This window comes from Streptosporangium longisporum (assembly GCF_039534895.1).
Lineage (GTDB): Bacteria > Actinomycetota > Actinomycetes > Streptosporangiales > Streptosporangiaceae > Streptosporangium > Streptosporangium longisporum.
In genome coordinates this window covers 1,761,743-1,778,253 of sequence record NZ_BAAAWD010000006.1, presented here as the reverse complement: position 1 = coordinate 1,778,253, position 16,511 = coordinate 1,761,743, and the positions used below count along the sequence as shown (strand labels likewise).

Genomic DNA, 16,511 nt, shown 5'->3' with positions numbered 1-16,511 from the left:
CGACCCGTCCGGGAGCCATGCCGTGTCCAGCAGCAGCGCGGAGTTCTCCGTCTCCGGCCGCCCGTACGACAGGCGGAGCCCGGTGCGCTGGATCTGGTCCCACGTCCGCCGCCACCCGCTCCAGCTGACCGGTTTCCTCGGTTCATCCCTGGTCATGGTGGTGCTCAACGGCATGGTCCCCGGGCTCACCGGCAGGGCGTTCGACGTCGTGCTGAACGGTGGCGGCGGCGCCGCGCGGGCGCTGGGCCTGATCTCGCTGGGGCTGCTGGCGATCGTGGTGACCCGCGGCGCCTTCGACGTGGTCGCGCGCCTGTCCGGCGAGGTCCTGGCCAAGCGGCTGGAGCGCGACGCCCGAGACGAGCTGTACGTCAGCCTGCTGGGCAAGAGCCAGACCTTCCACAACCGGCAGCGCGTCGGCGACCTGATGGCGCGGGCGGCCAACGACATCCGGCAGCTCTCCGCGATGATCAATCCGGGCGTCGACCTGATCGTCGACTCCGGCCTGACCGGCCTGGTGCCGCTGTTCTTCATCGCCGCGATCGATCCGCGCCTGCTGCTGGTGCCCTGCCTTTTCGGGGTCGTCTTCGTCATCGCGCTCCGGCACTACATGAGGCGGCTCAATCCCGTGGCGACCCGCATGCGGGAGGAGTTCGGCGACCTCAACGCCGGGCTGAACGAGGCCGTCCGCGGCATCGAGGTCATCAAGGTCACCGCGCAGGAGGACCAGGAGCGGCGGCGGTTCCGGGCCCGCGCCCGGCGCTACCGCGACTCCTTCGCCGCCAACGGCCTGGTCCAGGCCCGCTACCTGCCGACCCTGCTCTTCGCCTTCGCGATGGCCGGGGCGCTCTGGCACGGCCTGTATCTCCAGGCCGCGGGAGCCCTGACGATCGGCGAGCTGGTCGCCTTCATGGGCCTGATGGGCATGCTGGGCTTCCCGACCTCGATCTCGATCTTCACCTTCTCGCTGGTGCAGATCGGCATCGTGTCCTCCCGCCGGATCCTGAGCATCATGAACACCGAGACCGAGCTCGGGCAGCGCGCCGACGGCCACACCGCGCCGATCGGCGGGTCGATCGTCTTCGAGAACGTGACGTTCGGCTACGGGGACGGCGATCCGGTGCTGCGCGACCTGACGTTCGCCGTACGGCCGGGTGAGACCGTCGCCGTCGTCGGCGAGACCGGTTCGGGCAAGAGCACGCTGGCGAAGCTGGTCCCGCGGATCTACGACGTCACCGCGGGCCGGATCCTGGTGGACGGCGTGGACGTGCGCGAGTGGGACCTCGACTCGCTGCGCTCCCAGATCTCCACCATCGAGCAGGACATCGTGCTCTTCTCCCGCTCGGTGGCCGAGAACATCGCCTTCGGGCTGGGCCAGCGGGCGGACCGGGAGGCCGTCGTCCGGGCGGCGGAGGAGGCCCAGGCCGCCGAGTTCGTCGGCGAGCTCGACGAGGGCTACGACACGGTCATCGGGGAGCGCGGCATCACCCTCTCCGGCGGCCAGCGCCAGCGCCTGGCCATCGCGCGGGCACTGCTGACGAATCCCGCGATCCTCGTGCTCGACGACTCGACGAGCGCGATCGACTCCGCCACGGAGGACAGGATCCAGCAGGCCATCGACCGTGTCCTGGACGGGCGCACCACGCTCCTGATCACACACCGGCTCTCCCAGATCCGCTGGGCGGACAAGGTCCTGCTGCTCCGCCGGGGCGAGCTGGTGGACTTCGGCACGCACGACGAGCTGATCGCCCGGAGCCGTCTGTACCGGCGGATCTTCGCCCACTACGACGAGGTCGACCTGCCGGGCACCGGGGCCGCGGACCCGGTCGTGGCCGTGGCGGGCGAGCAGGGAGGGCACGCCTGATGGGCTTCATCATGGACGGTCTCGACGCCGAGGACTACGACCGCACCTACAGCGACCGTGACCTGCTCCGCAGGATCCTGTCGTACTTCCGGCCGAAGCTGGGGTCGATGGTCCTGGTCGCGATCATGATCGTGCTGTTCTCGCTGACCCAGGCGGCCATGCCGTTGCTGATCAGCGAGGGCGTGGACGGCATCGAGAACGGCACCATCGCCGACGTCGGCCTGCGGCTCAGCGCCGGCCTGTTGCTCGCCGGGGTGCTCGGCTGGCTGTTCAACTTCGTCCGCCAGTGGTACAGCGCGAAGGTCACCGGCGACGTCGTCCTGCGCCTGCGCGAGGACGCCTTCGACGCCGTGCTCGAACGCGACCTGTCGTTCTACGACGAGACCCCGTCGGGCAGGATCGTCAGCCGGGTCACCTCCGACACCGACGACTTCGCCACCGTCTCCACCCTCACGATGGACCTGATCAGCCAGGTGCTGATGGTCGGCTTCGTGGCGGTCCTGCTCTTCCAGCGCAGTGTCGGGCTCGCCCTGCTCACCCTTGTCGTGGCGCCGGTCGTGATGGCCGTGGCCCTGCTGTTCCGCAAGGTCGCCCGCACCAGCACCCGCAGTGCGCAGCGCTCGCTGAGCCGCGTGAACGCCACCCTGCAGGAGACCATGGGCGGGATCACCGTCGCCAAGAACTTCCGCCAGGAGCAGCGGATCTACGACGAGTTCCGCCCGATCAACCAGCAGAGCTACCGGGTGACGCTCCGTCAGGGCTTCGTCTTCTCCAGCATCTTCCCCGTGCTCTTCCTGGTCGCCGGGCTGGCCACGGTCGGTCTCGTCCAGGTGGGCGGCACCCGGGCGCTCGGCGGTGAGCTGTCCGCCGGCGACTGGTACCTCTTCCTGCAGAGCGTCGCGCTCTTCTGGATCCCGCTGACCTCCATCGCCGCGTTCTGGTCCCAGTTCCAGCAGGGCCTGTCCGCGTCCGAGCGGGTCTTCGCCCTGATCGACGCGCCGCCCCGGGTCGTGCAGACCGATCCCCGGCCGGTCGGCAGGCTCGCGGGCCGCATCGAGTTCCAGGGCGTCACGTTCGGCTACGAGGCCGGCAGCACCGTCCTGCGGGACTTCGACCTCGTCATCGAGGCGGGCGAGAGCGTCGCGCTGGTCGGCCACACCGGTGCGGGCAAGTCCACGCTCAGCAAACTGATCACCCGGTTCTACGAGTTCCAGGACGGCCTGCTGACGATCGACGGCCGTGACATCCGCACGCTCGACCTGGCCGGGTACCGGCGGCAGATCGGCGCGGTCCCGCAGGCCCCGTTCCTGTTCAGCGGCACCGTCGCCGACAACATCCGCTATCCGAGGCCGGAGGCGACCGACGAGGAGGTGCTGGCCGCCGCCACGGCCGTCGGGGGCGGCGACTGGATCGACGCCCTGCCCGACGGCCTGCGGACCGACGTCGGCGAGTACGGCCGCGCCCTGTCCATGGGCCAGCGCCAGCTCGTCGCGCTGGCCCGCCTGCTCGTCCAGGATCCGGCGATCGTGGTCCTGGACGAGGCCACCGCCAGCGTCGATCCGCTGACCGAGGCCCAGATCCAGGAAGGGCTGGACCGGGTGCTGGCCGACCGCACCTCCATCGTCATCGCCCACCGGTTGTCCACGATCGAGCACGTCGACCGGATCATCGTGCTGGATCACGGCCGGATCGTCGAGGAGGGCGACCACGCCACGCTGCTGGCCCGGGGCGGTCACTACTGCAAGGTCTACAACACCTACTTCCGCCACCAGTCACCCGACTACCGTCCCGGTTCCGGGTTCGTCTCCGTCGCCGGTTCCACATGACCGGAAACGCGGCCCCGGCCGGGCGGGCCCGCGCACCAGGGCGGGATATCCGTAAACAGTGAAACATCGCGCAAATATTATTAAGAAAGTCCTAAACTGGGATAAGGCATTCTTCTGAATACATATTCTTGATTTAATCCATTACCTCCCTTCGCATAGGGTGATGATGGTGAAATGAATGGCGATGAGAGCGGCGGCCGGGTCCGGCGGGGGTCGCGCCCTGTCACTCGCCCGAGGATCCCCCCGGGACCGCTGCGCGAGCTCAAGGATCTGCTGTACGAGCTGTACCTGGAGGCCGGCGCGCCCGCCCCCGGTGCCGTCGCCACCATGATCGTCGCTGACGACGGTCTGACCGCCGCTCCCGGGCCCGACGCCGTGCACCACATGCTGACCTCGGTCCGGCCGCCTCCCGTGCAGGCCGACCTGATCGCCGTCGTCATCGTGCTGGCCCGATCGGCCGGGCAGGATCCCGGGGCGGCGGCCGGGCGGGCCCGTGAGCTGTGGGCACGCAGCCGCCTGGCCGTCGCGGCGGGGGTGCCGATCCGTTCGCTGACCGACCCGTTCGCGCTCGGGGTGCACCCGTCGATCGACCCGGGACCCGAGGCGACCGGTCCGGGAAGCGGGACGAGGACCCCTGGGACCGGCGCGACCGGTCCGGGAGCCGGGACGACGGGCCCGCCGCGGCTGCCCGCCTACGTACCGCGCCGGCACGACGAGGAACTGGCCGCCCTGGTACGGCGGGCGGCGGCCGGGCAGAGCGGCATCGCGATGCTGGTCGGCGACTCCTGCACCGGCAAGACCCGGACCTGCTGGGAGGCCGTGCGGCTGCTGCCCGGTGGGTGGCGGCTGTGGCGGCCGGCCGGCCGGGACCGTCCCGAGGAGACCGCCGACGCCCTGGCCTTCGTCACGCCGAGGACCGTCGTGTGGCTCGACCGCTCCCAGCTCCACCTGCTCACCCCGGACGAGCAGGGTGAGCGGGTCGCCGCCGGGTTACGGGCCCTGGTGCGCGACCCCGAGCGCGGCCCCGTGCTGGTCCTGGGCACCATCTGGCCGGAGTACTGGGCCGCGCTGACCGCCGCTCCCGTCGGTCCGGCGACCGGTACCGGCGCGGACGGCCCCGTCGGTGGTTCCGCCGGTGGTCCCTCTGGTGGTCCCGCCCGCGCCTCCGCCGACCCCCACGCCCGGGCGCGGGCGCTGCTGACCGGCACCGCGGTCCACGTACCCGGCCGTTTCACCGGGCCCGCGCTGGAGGCGGTGCGCGCGGCGACGGCCCGCGACCCCCGGCTGGCGCGCGCGTACGCCCAGGCCCGTGACGGCCGGATCGCCCAGTACCTCGCCGGCGCGCCCGCCCTGGTCAAGCGCTACCGCGACGCGCCCGCGCCGGTCAGGGCCCTGATCGAGGCGGCCATGGACGCCAGGCGCGCCGGCCACGGCCCGGTCCTGCCGGACGCCCTGCTCAGGGCCGCCGCACCCGGCTACCTGACCGGTCCGCAGCGGGAGGACCTGCCCTGGGACTGGTTCGACCGGGCCATGGCCCACGCCTGCGCGCGCCATCGAGGGGTCGGCGGCCCGCTCGCCCCGGTCCGTCCCCTTCCCGGCGTACCGGCCCGTTTCCGGCTGGCGGACCACCTGGAGCAGCTCGGCCGCACCGGTCACCGTACGCGTCCCGTGCCGGCGGCCGTGTGGGACGCGCTGATCCTGCACGCCGCCCCCGGGGAGCAACTGTCCGTCGCGGTGCAGGCCCACGCCCGCGGCCTGCACCGCCACGCCCTCCGGCTGTACGGGACCGCCACCGCCGCGGGCGATCCGGAGGCGGCCGGGCAGGCGATCGCCCTGCTCAGGGAGGCGGGACGGGGCGGTGAGGTATTGGCCTGGCTGCGGGCCCACGACGGGCTGGACGACGCCCGGGTCCTGCGCCGGATCACCCCCCTGCTGCGCGACGTGAGGCACCACGAGGAGGTCATCGCCGCCTATCGGCGCGCCGCGGAGGCCGGGAACACCGACGCGCTGAGGGAGGTGATCGAGCTGCTGGTGGAGACGGGACGGACCGGCGAGGCCGTCGTCCTGACGCGGGACCTCGCCCGGGAGGCCGACACCGGCCTGCTCGGCTGGGCGGCGGCCCTGCTGGACCGGGCGGGACACCCCGAGCGGGCCCTCGCCGTCTACCGGCGTGCCGCCGAGGCCGGGAACCTGGACGCCCCGGCGTGGCTGGGCTCCCTGCTGCTGCGGACGGGCCGCGAGCAGGAGGCGATCACCGCCTACCTGCGCGCCGCGGAGACGGGCGACCGGCACGCCCTCGAACGGGCCGTCGCCCTGCTGGTGGGGGCGGGACGGGCCGGGGAGGCGATCGCCAGGACGCGGGACCTCGCCGAGCGCGGCGACCACCGCGCCCTGCGGCAGGCGGTCCGGCTGCTGGTGGAGGCGGAGCGTACCGGCGAGGCCGTCACCTGGCTGCGCGCCCGCGCCGAGCGCGGCGACCATCGCGCCACCGCCGAGCTGGTCGAGCTGCTCCGGCGGCGGGGCCGGACCGAGGAGGCGGTCGGCTGGCTGACCGGGCGGGCGCGGGACGGCGACACCTACGCCTTCTGGCGGATGGTCGGGCTCCTGCGGCAGACCGGACAGGTGGACCGGGCGATCGCCCGGCTCAGGGCACGGGCGCGGACCGGTGACGACCTCGCGCTCGAACAGGCGGCCCGGCTGCTGCGGCACACCGGCCGGACCGGGGAGGCCGTGACCTGGCTGGCCTCCCGCGCCCGGGACGGTGACCGGCACGCCGTCGAGCTGGTGCCCTCCTTCCTGAGCGAGGCGGGACGCGTCACGGAGGCCATCGCCGCCCACCGGCGCGCCGCCGAGGCGGGCAACGCCGGTGCCCACTGGCCGATGGCCGTCCTGCTGTACGGGCAGGGCCGGTGGGAGGAGGCGCTGGACGCCTACCGCCGCGCCGCCGGGGCCGGTCGTGTCGGCGAGGGCTGGCGGATGGTCGAGCTGCTGGAGCGGACGGGCCGGACCGGCGAGGCCCTGGCCGCCTACCGCCGCGCCGCCGAGGCGGGGAACACCGACGCGGGCTGGCGGATGGTCGAGCTGCTCCAGCGGGCGGGCCGGACCGGGGAGGCGATCGCCTGGCTGCGCGCCCGTGCCGGGAACGGCGACGCCGACGCCCTGTGGAAGGCCGTCGAGCTCCTCCAGGAGTCCGGACGGACCGGGGAGGCCGTCACCTGGCTGCGCGCCCGCGCCGGGGACGGTGACCTCGACGCCCTCGGGCGGCTCACCGCGCTGCTGCACCAGACCGGACGATCCGGCGAGGCCGTCGAATGGCTGAGGGCCCGCGCCGAGCACGGCGACAGAGCCGCCCTGGGGTACGCGGTGGACCTGATGCGCGAGACGGGCCGCGCCGAGGAGGCGATCGCCTGGCTGGACGCGCGTACCGAGGCGGGCGACCTGGAGGCCCTGGTCTGGTCGGCGGCCCTGCTGCGCGAGGCCGGCCGTCCGGACGAGGCGGTCCTCGCCTATCTCAGGGCCGCCGAGCTGGGGGTCCCCGGGGCCCTGCGGCAGGTGACGGACCTGCTGAGACGGCTCGGCCGGACCGGCGAGGCCGACCGGCTCCGCAGGTACGGGATCACCCCTGGAGGGACCTGAGAGCCGGGCGGTCGGGAGAGAACCGGGCGGTCGGGAGAGAACCGGGCGGTCAGGCGAAAGCCGGGCGATCAGGCGAAAGCCGGGCGATCAGGCGAAAGCCGGGCGATCAGGCGAAAGCCGGGCGGTCAGGTCCCTCCGGGACGGACCAGGCCGCTCTCGTACGCGATGACGACCAGCTGGGAGCGGTCGCGGGCGTCGAGCTTGGCCAGCAACCGGCTGACGTAGGTGCGCGCGGTGGCCGGGCTGATGAAGAGCACGGCGCCGATCTCCGCGTTCGACCGGCCTGCCCCGACCTCGGCGAGCACCTCGCGTTCCCGCTCGGTCAACCCCGCGATCAGGCCGGCGTCGAACCGCTCCGACGACGCCGCGACCGCGTTCAGGACCCGCCGGGTCACCGAGGGCGAGAGCAGCGCGTCCCCGGAGGCGACGGTGCGCACGGCCTCCCGGAGCTCACCGGGCCCGGCGTCCTTCAGCAGGAAACCGGACGCGCCCGCCCGGATCGCCGCGAAGAGGTACTCGTCGGTGTCGAAGGTGGTGAGCACGATCACCCTGACCGCGCGCAACCGCTCGTCCGCGACGATCCGCCTGGTCGCCTCGACACCGTCGAGACCGGGCATCCGCACGTCCATCAGGACGAGGTCGGGACGCTCGGCGCGGACCAGCGCCACCCCCGCCTCACCGTCGGCGGCCTCGCCGACGACCACGATGTCCGGCGCCCGTTCCAGCAGCGCCCGGAAACCCGCCCGGACGAGCTGCTGGTCGTCGACGAGCACGACCCGGATCGGCGTCCCGGCGCTCACGGGGTTCCCTGGGCGGTGTTCGCGGAGGTGTTCAGGGTGGGGGGATCGGCGGGAGCGGGGACGATGTCCGCGGCGAGACGGTCCGTCACCGCGAGCGGGAGCGTGACGTCCACCCGGAACCCGCCGTCCCCGCCGCCCGCCCGGACCGTGCCGCCGAGCAGTTCCACCCGTTCCGCCATGCCGCGAAGACCGTACCCGCCGCTCGTGACACCCCGCGCGGCGTCCTTCCCGGCGGCGACGTCCGCGGCGAAGGGGACGGTGGTGACGGGGACGGCGGCGGGGGACGCGACGGGCTCGCCGCCGCGGCCGTCGTCGGTCACGCTGACCCGCAGCTCGTCCCCGTAGCGGACCACCACCTCGGCGGCGGTGGCGCCCGCGTGGCGCAGCGCGTTGGTCAGCGACTCCTGGACGACCCGGTAGGCCGTCGCCTCGACGACGTGCGGCACCGCCACCGGCTCGCCCAGGACCCGCACGGTCACCGGCAGCCCGCTCTCGCTCGTGGTGCGGGCCAGCCGTTCCAGCTGGGCCAGTCCGCCGACCGGCGCGAGCGGGGTCGTCACCCCGCCTCCCTCGCGGATCAGCCCGAGGGTCGCGCGCAGTTCCTTCATCGCGTTCCCGCTCGCCTGCCGGATGACCTCCAGCGCGGACCCGGCCGCGGGCGGATCGTCGTCCAGCGCCTCGGCGGCGACCGCGGCCTGCACCGAGATGACCGTGACGGTGTGGGCGAGGACGTCGTGCAGCTCGCGGGCGATGCGCAACCGCTCCTCCTCGGTCCTGCGCGCCGCCACCCGTTCCCGCTCCTCGGCCGCGGCCGCCTCCCGGTGACGCATCTCGGCCCTGAGCAGGCGGCGGGTACGGATGCCGTCGCCCACCGTGATCATCGCGATCATCAGCGCCGCGGCCGAGGTCAGCTCCTGCCCGAAGAGGTAACCGGGGTCGTCGCCCTCACGGAGCCTGAAGAAGCCGGACGCCGCGATCGTCGCCACGGTCACCCCGGCCGCCCACCGCCACCTGCCGGCCTCGGCCGCGGAGTACAGCGCGCCGGTCAGCGGGAGCGCCAGGCCGATCGGCGGGAAGTCCACGGCGTAGTACCCGATCAGTCCCGCGGTCGTGGCCAGGAGCACGAGGACCGGGAAGCGCCGCCGCAGGAGCATCAGCGCGCCGAACGCGGGCGCGAACAGGTAGGCGGCCACCGGCGGTGCCGGGCCGCCACCGAGGCCGGCGTCGAGGTCGGCGGCGATCGCGACGGTGACCACGGCCGTGACGGCCGCTCCGACACCCGCGTCGGCGATGCGGGCGGGGATCCGCACTGTCTGCACCCGGGCAGTGTACGAAAGGCGCACCGTCCGGCACCGCCGCCTACGGGCGTATTCACGGGGCGTCCCGGTACGTCGGGAGGCGACCCCGGGCCGGGATCCCGGCCGGACGACCGGGCACCCCGCGGTTGCCTAGCCTCGTCCCGTCCCCGGACGACCGACCGCTCGTCCCGTCCCCGGACGACCGACCACCCGAACGGACGGAACGGAGTTCTCTGATGATCCGCGCGCCGCGTGTGACGACCGCAGTCCTGATCGTGCTCGTATGGACGTCGATGATCTCGATGGGAGGTGTCATCGCCGAGACCGTGATGCTCTACCCGAACATCTTCCGGGACCCGCCCGCCTCGCTCGTCCTGACCCGCGAGTTCATCGTCGCCGCCGGTCCGTCCGACTTCTTCCCGCCGCTCGGGCTGAGCACCGTGATCGGCGCCGTGCTGGCGTCCCTGCTCACCTGGCGTACGCCGTCGGTGCGCCGGTGGATCGTCCCGGCCACGGTCGTGTTCGTCTGCGCGGAGTTCCTGTTCTCCGCGCTCTTCTTCTGGCCGCGCAACACGATCATGTTCGTGGACCCGGTCGGCACCCACTCCGCCGCCTACCTGCGTACCGTCGCCGCCGAGTTCGAGACCGGCCACTGGGTACGGGTCGTCGGGGGGGTGGTGACCTCCGGGCTGGCCTTCACCGGCCTGCTCCGCTGGCACCGTGACCGGGTGGCCTCCGCCGGCGGCGTCGTCCGGCCGGGCGTGACGGCCTCCCCGTGAGACGGGTCGTCCTCGTGAGACGGGCCTTCCCGTGAGAGCGGCCTTCCCGTGAGACGGGCCTTTCCATGACAGCGGCCTTCCCGGTGTCGCGGCCGGATCGCGATGGTCACCCCGCAGCGGCGGCATCTAGGATCATCGTCATGCCCGACGTGACCCTCCGACCGTCCGCGCGCATCCTGCTGGTCGACGGCGAAGATCGGATCCTGCTCTATCGCGGGCTGAGGATGACGGATGCCGCCGAACACTCATGGTTCACCCCGGGTGGCGGCATCGACGACGGTGAGCCGCTGGACCACGCCGCGGCACGAGAGCTCCGCGAGGAGACGGGGTACTCGGTCCCGCCCGAGGAGCTCGGGCACGTCGTGGCCGCCGCCGAGGGGCACTGGCGCCGGGCCGACGGCCGGTTGTTCCTCTCCCGCGAGTCCTTCTTCTTCCTCCGCAGCCGGCAGATGGAGGTCGACGTCTCCGGCATGGAGGATCACGAACGGTCGCTGATCGACGGCTTCCGCTGGTGGTCCCTGCCCGAGCTCCGGAGCACCGGCGAACAGGTGATCCCGTTCGGCCTGGCGGATCTGCTGGAACGCCTGCTCGCCGGTGACGTCCCCGACGAGCCCGTCATCCTGCCCTGGCACCATCCGGACCTCTTCGACCAGGTACACCGCCCCGGGCCCGACCTGCCGCCGTGACCGGCAGGGGCCCGGTGCCCGAGCCAAGGAGGTGAACCGATGACGTCCCCGACCTCTGTACGCCTGATCGACGTCGCCGACGCCCCGGTCATCACACGCCATCTCGTGTCCGACCTCGATGCGAACGTCCGCTGGCTTCCCGTCCGGCCGGACGGCTTCTACACGGAGGACGGCCAGGCCCGCTGGATCGAGCACCTTCTCGACACGCACGCCAAGGGCGGTGGGTGGCCCGGCGTCATCGTGGCCGACGGCACCGTCGTCGGCCAGATCGCGGTGAGCACGATCTTGAGGGGATCCTTCCAGAAGGGCTTTCTCGGCTACTGGGTCGCGTCCGCGTTCCAGGGCCGGGGGCACGCGAGCCGCGCGGTGGAGCAGGTCGTGCGGATCTCGGCGGAGGAGCTGGGCCTGCACCGGCTGGAGGCGCACACCCAGCTCGAGAACCTGGCCTCCCACCGGGTGCTGACGAGGAACGGCTTCAGGTCGTGGGGCATCGCGCACGAGCACTTCTACAGTGACGGCGCCTGGCACGACGAGGTGTTCTGGGAGCGGATGCTGGTCCCCGGCGAGCGCGCCCGATGAACTCCCCCGCTCGTTCCCGTCGCGACGAACGGCGACTTGCCGTCCCGACGAGCCGTGACTTCCCGTCCCGACGAACCGTGACGGGTGATCACAAGCGGACCCGCTGATCACGAGCGGACCCGCGCGGGGCGAGCATGTCCGTGCGCGGCGGACGACGCCGGGTCCCGGCTCGCCGTCTCCAGCCGACGCCGGTAGGGGACGAGCCTGCCGGTACGGCCGACGGTCAGGGCTCCGACGAGCCCTCCGTCCCGGTGGTAGGAGACCTCCAGGTGCCGGCCCGGGAGGTCGTGCTCGTGGACGCGCACCTCGTCCGCCAGAGCGGGCAGGCCCACCGACCGGATCCGGGCGCCGTGCAGGTCGGACCAGAAGCCGGGAACGCCGGTGAACGGGCGGGGCTCGTCCGGTCTCAGCAGGGTGTGCGCGGCCACGGCGCCCTGCTCGGCGGCGTTGGTCCAGTGGCCGAGGACGATCGAGGTCCCGCCGGCGAGGCGGTGCGGGACGCGGGCGACGTCGCCGGCCGCGACCACGCCCGGCACGACGGTCCCGTCCGGGGCCAGGGCGCGCAGGTGGACGTCACAGCGCACGCCGTCGCCGATGTCGATGCCGGATCCGGCCAGCCAGGCGGTGGCGGGTGCGGCGCCGAGTGCCTGCACGGCCACGTCCGCGGGCGTCTCGGTGCCGTCGGACAGGCGGACACCGGACAGGCGGCGGCCATGGGCGAACAGGAAGTCCGTCACCGTGGTACCGGTCCGCAGGTCGATGCCCGCCCGGCGGTGCAGCTCGGCCACGAACGCGCCGGGGACCGACCCGATCGCCCGCTCCAGGGGCAGGCTCGCGGCCTCGACCAGGGTGACGGCCAGGCCGCGCGCGCGGGCGGCGGCCGCGATCTCCCCGCCCAGGAAGCCCGCGCCGACGACGACGAGCCTGCGCCCCGGACGGAGTTCGGCCCGCAGCCTCAGCGCGTCGTCCCGGGTCCGGAGGGTGAGGACCCCGCGGTCCGGGTCGGGCCTGCCGCGGGCCGTCGCGCCGGTCGCGACGAGAACGCCGTCGTAGGCCAGCCGGGTGCCGTCCGCGAGGGTGACCGTCCTTCCCCGCGGGTCGAGGCGGACGGCCGGACGGCCGAGTTCCCATCGCGCGTCCAAGCCGTCCGGGAGCGGCAGGTCGTTGTCCCACGTCAGGCCGGGTGCCGGGTCGTGCGCCGGGTCCGCCGTCAGGATCCGCTTCGACAGCGGTGGCCGGTCGTAGGGCAGGTGGGGTTCGTCCCCGACGATGGTGAGGCCGCCGGTGAAGCCGCCGGCGCGCAGGGCCTCCGCCGCCCTCAGGCCGGCGAGCGAGGCTCCGACGATCACCAGCCGGCCGGTGGTCGCGTTCACCGGGGGGTGACGCCGATGGCACGGACGGGGCAGCTCGCCGCGGCCGCCTCCACCGTGGCCCGCAGGGCGTCGGCGGGGGTGGCGTCGTACAGCAGGTGGTCGTCGTCGTCGAACGAGAAGACGCCGGGCGCCGCGAAGACGCACTGTCCATGGCTCTCGCAGAGGTTCATGTCCACGGTGATCCGCACGGGTGGCTCCATTACGAGGTCGGGTGCGCCGAGCGCCGAGCGGGGACGCTCAGCGCACCGGCGGGTTGAATCGGGAGTAGGCCGGGGCGCTCCACCGCAGGGGGCTCGCGGCGGAGATCTCCCGTACGGCCTCGATCGAGAACTCCACCAGGCGCCGGGCTCCGGGGATCCGGACGGTCTCCGCCGGATCCCACAGGGTGCGGGCCGTCCCGGTGAGGTGCAGCGCGGAACCCGTCTCCCAGCCGGGCAGGACGATGCCGGCCGCGGGGTTGAGGGCCAGGTTCCCCAGCGTCAGGAACATGGCGTTCCCGACGTAGTCGGGCCAGCGGAGCAGGGTGGGCGAGAGCACCTGGACGAAGCCGGGGTTGCCTCCGCGGTGCGAGGCGTCGGCGTCCCCGCGGTCGGAGACGGTGGCGACGAAGAAGGTGTCGGCCTCGCGGACGGCCCGCCGCTGGGCCGCGTCGAGCGCCGTGCCGTCGGTGACGGTACGGGCCACAGCCGCCTCGGCGTCGTGTTCGAGGACGCGGTGGTCCCGCTTCTGCAGGTACTTGGGGCAGTTCGCGATGACCTGGTCGATGTCGACGCGCAGGCCGTCGCGTTCGACGACAGCGCGGCCGTTGATCCGCATCCGCCGCCGGGTGGCGGGCTCGATGGCGATCATGCCGACCGGGACGGATCCGTGGTGCCCGGTGGCCCCGGCCAGGACGTCCTCCAGGGGGTCGCCGGGCGACGGGAGCGCGCCGACGGTGAGGACCCGGGGCGTGGGCGTGCGCAGGAACCCGGGCGGGCCGGTCAGCTGGCTCGCCCAGACCCGTCCCGAGGCGTCCGCGCCGCCGACGACGATCATCGGCTGCTCGGCGAGGAACGCCGCGGCCACCTCCGGCACGGCCTCGCCGATGCCGCCGAGGGAGAGGCGGGCCTGTTCGCCGAGTCCGGCACGGTCCTGCACCGCGATCTCGCCGCTGTGGTAGGTGGCCACAGTGATCCTTTCTCCGTGAGTCGTACGGCCGCGAGGCTGTCCTTCGGAAGGGTGCTCCGCGAGCTGCTCCTTTAGAAGAAGCCGCAGGTCGGAGCGCCGGGGACGGGGGCGGCCGCGGGGTCGGCCCCGGTGGGCGCGTAGATCTCCAGACGGGTGCCGTCGGGGTCGGTGAAGTAGACGCCCCCGGAGACGCCCTGCTCGCCGTGCGGGACCACGCCCTCGTAGGCGAACTCGGCGCCCAGGCCGCGCAGCACCTCCGCCGTCGCGTTGACCTCGTCGATGGTGTCGACCTGGAACGACAGGTGGTGCAGGCCCGGGGTGCTCACGCTGAACGTGCCCTCGCTCTGCTGCCACAGGGTGACCAGGAGCCGGCCGTCCCGTCCGAGGAAGGCCCAGCGGCGGTCGGTCTCGTCGCCCGCGGCCATGACCTCGAAGTCGAAGACCGTGCGGTAGAAGGCGAGCGAGCGCTCCAGGTCGGTGACGTTCAGCCCGACGTGCCCGGTCACCAGATTCGTGATTGTGCTCAAAGTCGTCACATGCCCTAGGTCGAGGTCGCGAGACGCCCTCGCAACCACTGAAAAGGACTTTAAAGGTTAGGTGCGGGGGCGTCAACCTGTCATTCGCTCGTAAGGGGTTAGGATGGGGACGTCAGCCCAGACCAGCCCCGTTCCCAAGGACCAGTTCAGTGCCGCGAAACCTCCCGGCGGACCCCCGGCCCCTGACCGGCGAGCCCCTGTCGATCGATCTGCTCAACACCCGCTGGATCGACGCCGCCGGTTACCACGACCTGCTGGACGGTGTCGGCGGGCTCGCGATCTGGCTCGGCTCCACGCCCGTGCGCGACGCCCTGGGCGAGATGAACGCGCCCGCCGACGAGGACACGCTCGACAAGCTGCTCCAGGCCAGGACGGCCCTGGACGGTCTCGTCCGCACCGTCCCCGCCTTCGGCGACGACGCGCTCCGGGCGGCGAACGCCGTGCTGGATCGCGGCCGGATCCACCGCTCGCTGCGGCCGGACGGACCGGCCACCGAGATCCGGGTCGACCTGCCGTCGTGGGGACCGGCGTGGACGGCGGTCGAGGACTTCCTCCGGTTGCTGGCCGACCGGCCCGAGCGCGTCAGGCCCTGTGCGAACCCCGAGTGCATCCTGCACTTCTACGACGTGTCGAAGAACGGCACGCGTCGCTGGTGCTCCATGGCCGGTTGCGGCAACCGCGCCAAGGCCATGCGTCACTACCGGCGTACCGGCCGCGGCTGAACCACGGACGGGCCGCGCACCGGGCGTCGCGCGGCCCGTCGATCCCTCCGGTGACGCCTAGCGGATCCCCGCGTACTCCACCGGCGGTGTGATGGCCTGGGCGTCCACTCCCTCGCCCACCCACAGGCCGATCAGGAACACGGCCGTCGCCTCCAGCAGGTCCGCCCGGGCGAGCCCTCCCCCGTCGAACGGCTCGCAGCCGAGGTCGCGGACGAGCCGCCGTACCGCGTCGAGGGCCCGTGCGTCGTCACCGCAGAGCGGGACCGCCAGCGGACGGCCGTCGAAGACGGGCGGGGTCATGCGCCAGACGCTCTCGTGACAGAGGTTGAACGCCTTGACGACGTGCGCTCCGGGCGCCGCGGCCGCGATGCGCTCGGCCGCGGACGGGCCGCCACGGGTCTCCAGGACGAAGCCCGGCCCCACCGGGTTCGTGCAGTCGATCAGCGTTCGTCCCTCCAGGTCACCGGAGAGGCCGGACACCACGTCCGCCGCGGCCGCGTAGGGCACCGCGAGCAGCACGGCGCCGGTACCGTGCGCGGCCGCCTCCCGCAGGGTGCCCGCCCGTCCGCCGATCGCGGCGGCCGTCGCGGCGGCACGGCCGGCGTCCCGCCCGCCCACGAGTACGGTGTGGCCGGCGCGCGCCCACTGCTCGCCCAGCGCGGTCGCCATGCCGCCCGTCCCGAGAATTCCGATCTCCATCCCGCTCACACTCCTTAGGTGTCCTTGATGTCGGGTTCGGGACGACATTAGGGAAGCGCTCGGGCACCATTCGGTATGTGACCGCTCAGCAGATGTTCCTCGCCGACTGCCGTGCCCGGCTCGCCTTCGACCTGCTCGCCAACACCTGGAACGCCGTGGTGGTGTGGGCCCTGCGCGACGGCCCCTCGCGGCCCGGCCGGTTGCGGGAGCGGATCGGTGGCATCAGTCCAAAGGTCCTCACCGAGACGCTGCGCCGGCTGGAGTTCAACGGCCTCGTACGGCGCAGCGTGTACCCCGGCTCGCCACCGCACGTCGAGTACGGGCTCACCGCGCTGGGCCGGACGCTGCTGGAGCCGATCGAGGCGTTCGGCGGCTGGGCCTTCGAGCACGGGGACGAGGTCATGGCGGCCCAGGAGCGCGCGGAGTCGGCCGGGGACACGGGCAGCTGACCGCGCACGAGACCACCCCCTCCGCCGACGCGCGAAGGAGAGGGAGCGGTGGCGCGACGGTTCGACGCCGCGTCCCCACCGGTCACCGCTCTTCCCGGCC

Annotated in this window: 15 protein-coding genes; 8 read left to right on the top strand and 7 right to left on the bottom strand. The window is 73.3% G+C overall.

Translation table 11 applies throughout. The features are described from left to right. Positions 1 to 22 precede the first annotated feature (22 nt). The 3 genes from ABD832_RS12260 (at position 23) to ABD832_RS12250 (ending at position 7,323) form a co-directional block, all read left to right on the top strand. On the top strand, positions 23 to 1,861 hold the full coding sequence (locus ABD832_RS12260) for an ABC transporter ATP-binding protein (RefSeq protein ID WP_344892902.1): 1,839 nt from the start codon (positions 23 to 25) through the stop codon (positions 1,859 to 1,861). Continuing rightward, entirely contained in the window at positions 1,861 to 3,687 is a 1,827-nt protein-coding gene (locus ABD832_RS12255) for an ABC transporter ATP-binding protein (RefSeq protein ID WP_344892899.1), read from the top strand. Before ABD832_RS12260 ends, ABD832_RS12255 begins: the two co-directional genes overlap by 1 nt. Positions 3,688 to 3,861: 174 nt before the next feature. Further along, on the top strand, positions 3,862 to 7,323 hold the full coding sequence (locus ABD832_RS12250; protein ID WP_344892897.1) for a tetratricopeptide repeat protein: 3,462 nt from the start codon (positions 3,862 to 3,864) through the stop codon (positions 7,321 to 7,323). Positions 7,324 to 7,448: 125 nt separating this feature from the next. On the opposite strand, the gene ABD832_RS12245 is transcribed toward ABD832_RS12250, so the two are convergent. Both ABD832_RS12245 and ABD832_RS12240 read right to left on the bottom strand, forming a co-directional pair. After that, a complete protein-coding gene (locus ABD832_RS12245) occupies positions 7,449 to 8,123 on the bottom strand; it encodes a response regulator transcription factor (RefSeq protein WP_344892894.1) in 675 nt (224 codons plus the stop codon). Continuing rightward, positions 8,120 to 9,442 (bottom strand): sensor histidine kinase, encoded by a 1,323-nt coding sequence (locus ABD832_RS12240; RefSeq protein ID WP_344892891.1) that lies wholly within the window; start codon positions 9,440 to 9,442, stop codon positions 8,120 to 8,122. Before ABD832_RS12240 ends, ABD832_RS12245 begins: the two co-directional genes overlap by 4 nt. 233 nt (positions 9,443 to 9,675) lie before the next feature. On the opposite strand from ABD832_RS12240, the gene ABD832_RS12235 reads away from it, so the two are divergent. From ABD832_RS12235 to ABD832_RS12225, 3 genes are all read left to right on the top strand, one after another. Next, entirely contained in the window at positions 9,676 to 10,200 is a 525-nt protein-coding gene (locus ABD832_RS12235) for a hypothetical protein (protein ID WP_344892888.1), read from the top strand. 140 nt (positions 10,201 to 10,340) lie between these two features. Beyond that, positions 10,341 to 10,886 carry an NUDIX hydrolase gene (locus ABD832_RS12230; protein ID WP_344892885.1) on the top strand — a complete coding sequence of 182 codons (546 nt, stop codon included), beginning with the start codon at positions 10,341 to 10,343 and terminating at the stop codon, positions 10,884 to 10,886. Positions 10,887 to 10,925: 39 nt separating this feature from the next. Then, on the top strand, positions 10,926 to 11,465 hold the full coding sequence (locus ABD832_RS12225; protein WP_344892882.1) for a GNAT family N-acetyltransferase: 540 nt from the start codon (positions 10,926 to 10,928) through the stop codon (positions 11,463 to 11,465). A gap of 107 nt (positions 11,466 to 11,572) precedes the next feature. Here the strand turns inward: ABD832_RS12225 and ABD832_RS12220 are convergent, their stop codons facing one another. The 4 genes from ABD832_RS12220 to ABD832_RS12205 form a co-directional block, all read right to left on the bottom strand. Beyond that, a complete protein-coding gene (locus ABD832_RS12220) occupies positions 11,573 to 12,838 on the bottom strand; it encodes an NAD(P)/FAD-dependent oxidoreductase (RefSeq protein WP_344892879.1) in 1,266 nt (421 codons plus the stop codon). Then, entirely contained in the window at positions 12,835 to 13,026 is a 192-nt protein-coding gene (locus ABD832_RS12215; protein ID WP_344892876.1) for a ferredoxin, read from the bottom strand. The genes ABD832_RS12220 and ABD832_RS12215 overlap by 4 nt, the downstream gene beginning before the upstream one ends. Before the next feature lie 49 nt (positions 13,027 to 13,075). Continuing rightward, on the bottom strand, positions 13,076 to 14,005 hold the full coding sequence (locus tag ABD832_RS12210) for a pyridoxamine 5'-phosphate oxidase family protein (RefSeq protein WP_344892873.1): 930 nt from the start codon (positions 14,003 to 14,005) through the stop codon (positions 13,076 to 13,078). 71 nt (positions 14,006 to 14,076) lie between these two features. After that, a complete protein-coding gene (locus tag ABD832_RS12205; protein ID WP_425582581.1) occupies positions 14,077 to 14,514 on the bottom strand; it encodes a VOC family protein in 438 nt (145 codons plus the stop codon). A gap of 176 nt (positions 14,515 to 14,690) precedes the next feature. Between ABD832_RS12205 and ABD832_RS12200 the strand changes: the two genes are divergently transcribed. After that, positions 14,691 to 15,263, top strand: coding sequence for a CGNR zinc finger domain-containing protein (locus ABD832_RS12200; RefSeq protein WP_344892868.1), 573 nt, complete (start codon positions 14,691 to 14,693; stop codon positions 15,261 to 15,263). 57 nt (positions 15,264 to 15,320) lie between these two features. Here ABD832_RS12200 and ABD832_RS12195 read toward each other — a convergent pair whose 3' ends face one another. Further along, positions 15,321 to 15,962 carry an NADPH-dependent F420 reductase gene (locus tag ABD832_RS12195; protein WP_344892865.1) on the bottom strand — a complete coding sequence of 214 codons (642 nt, stop codon included), beginning with the start codon at positions 15,960 to 15,962 and terminating at the stop codon, positions 15,321 to 15,323. A 77-nt stretch (positions 15,963 to 16,039) separates the two neighbouring features. Between ABD832_RS12195 and ABD832_RS12190 the strand changes: the two genes are divergently transcribed. Further along, a complete protein-coding gene (locus ABD832_RS12190; RefSeq protein ID WP_344892861.1) occupies positions 16,040 to 16,411 on the top strand; it encodes a winged helix-turn-helix transcriptional regulator in 372 nt (123 codons plus the stop codon). Positions 16,412 to 16,511: the final 100 nt, after the last annotated feature.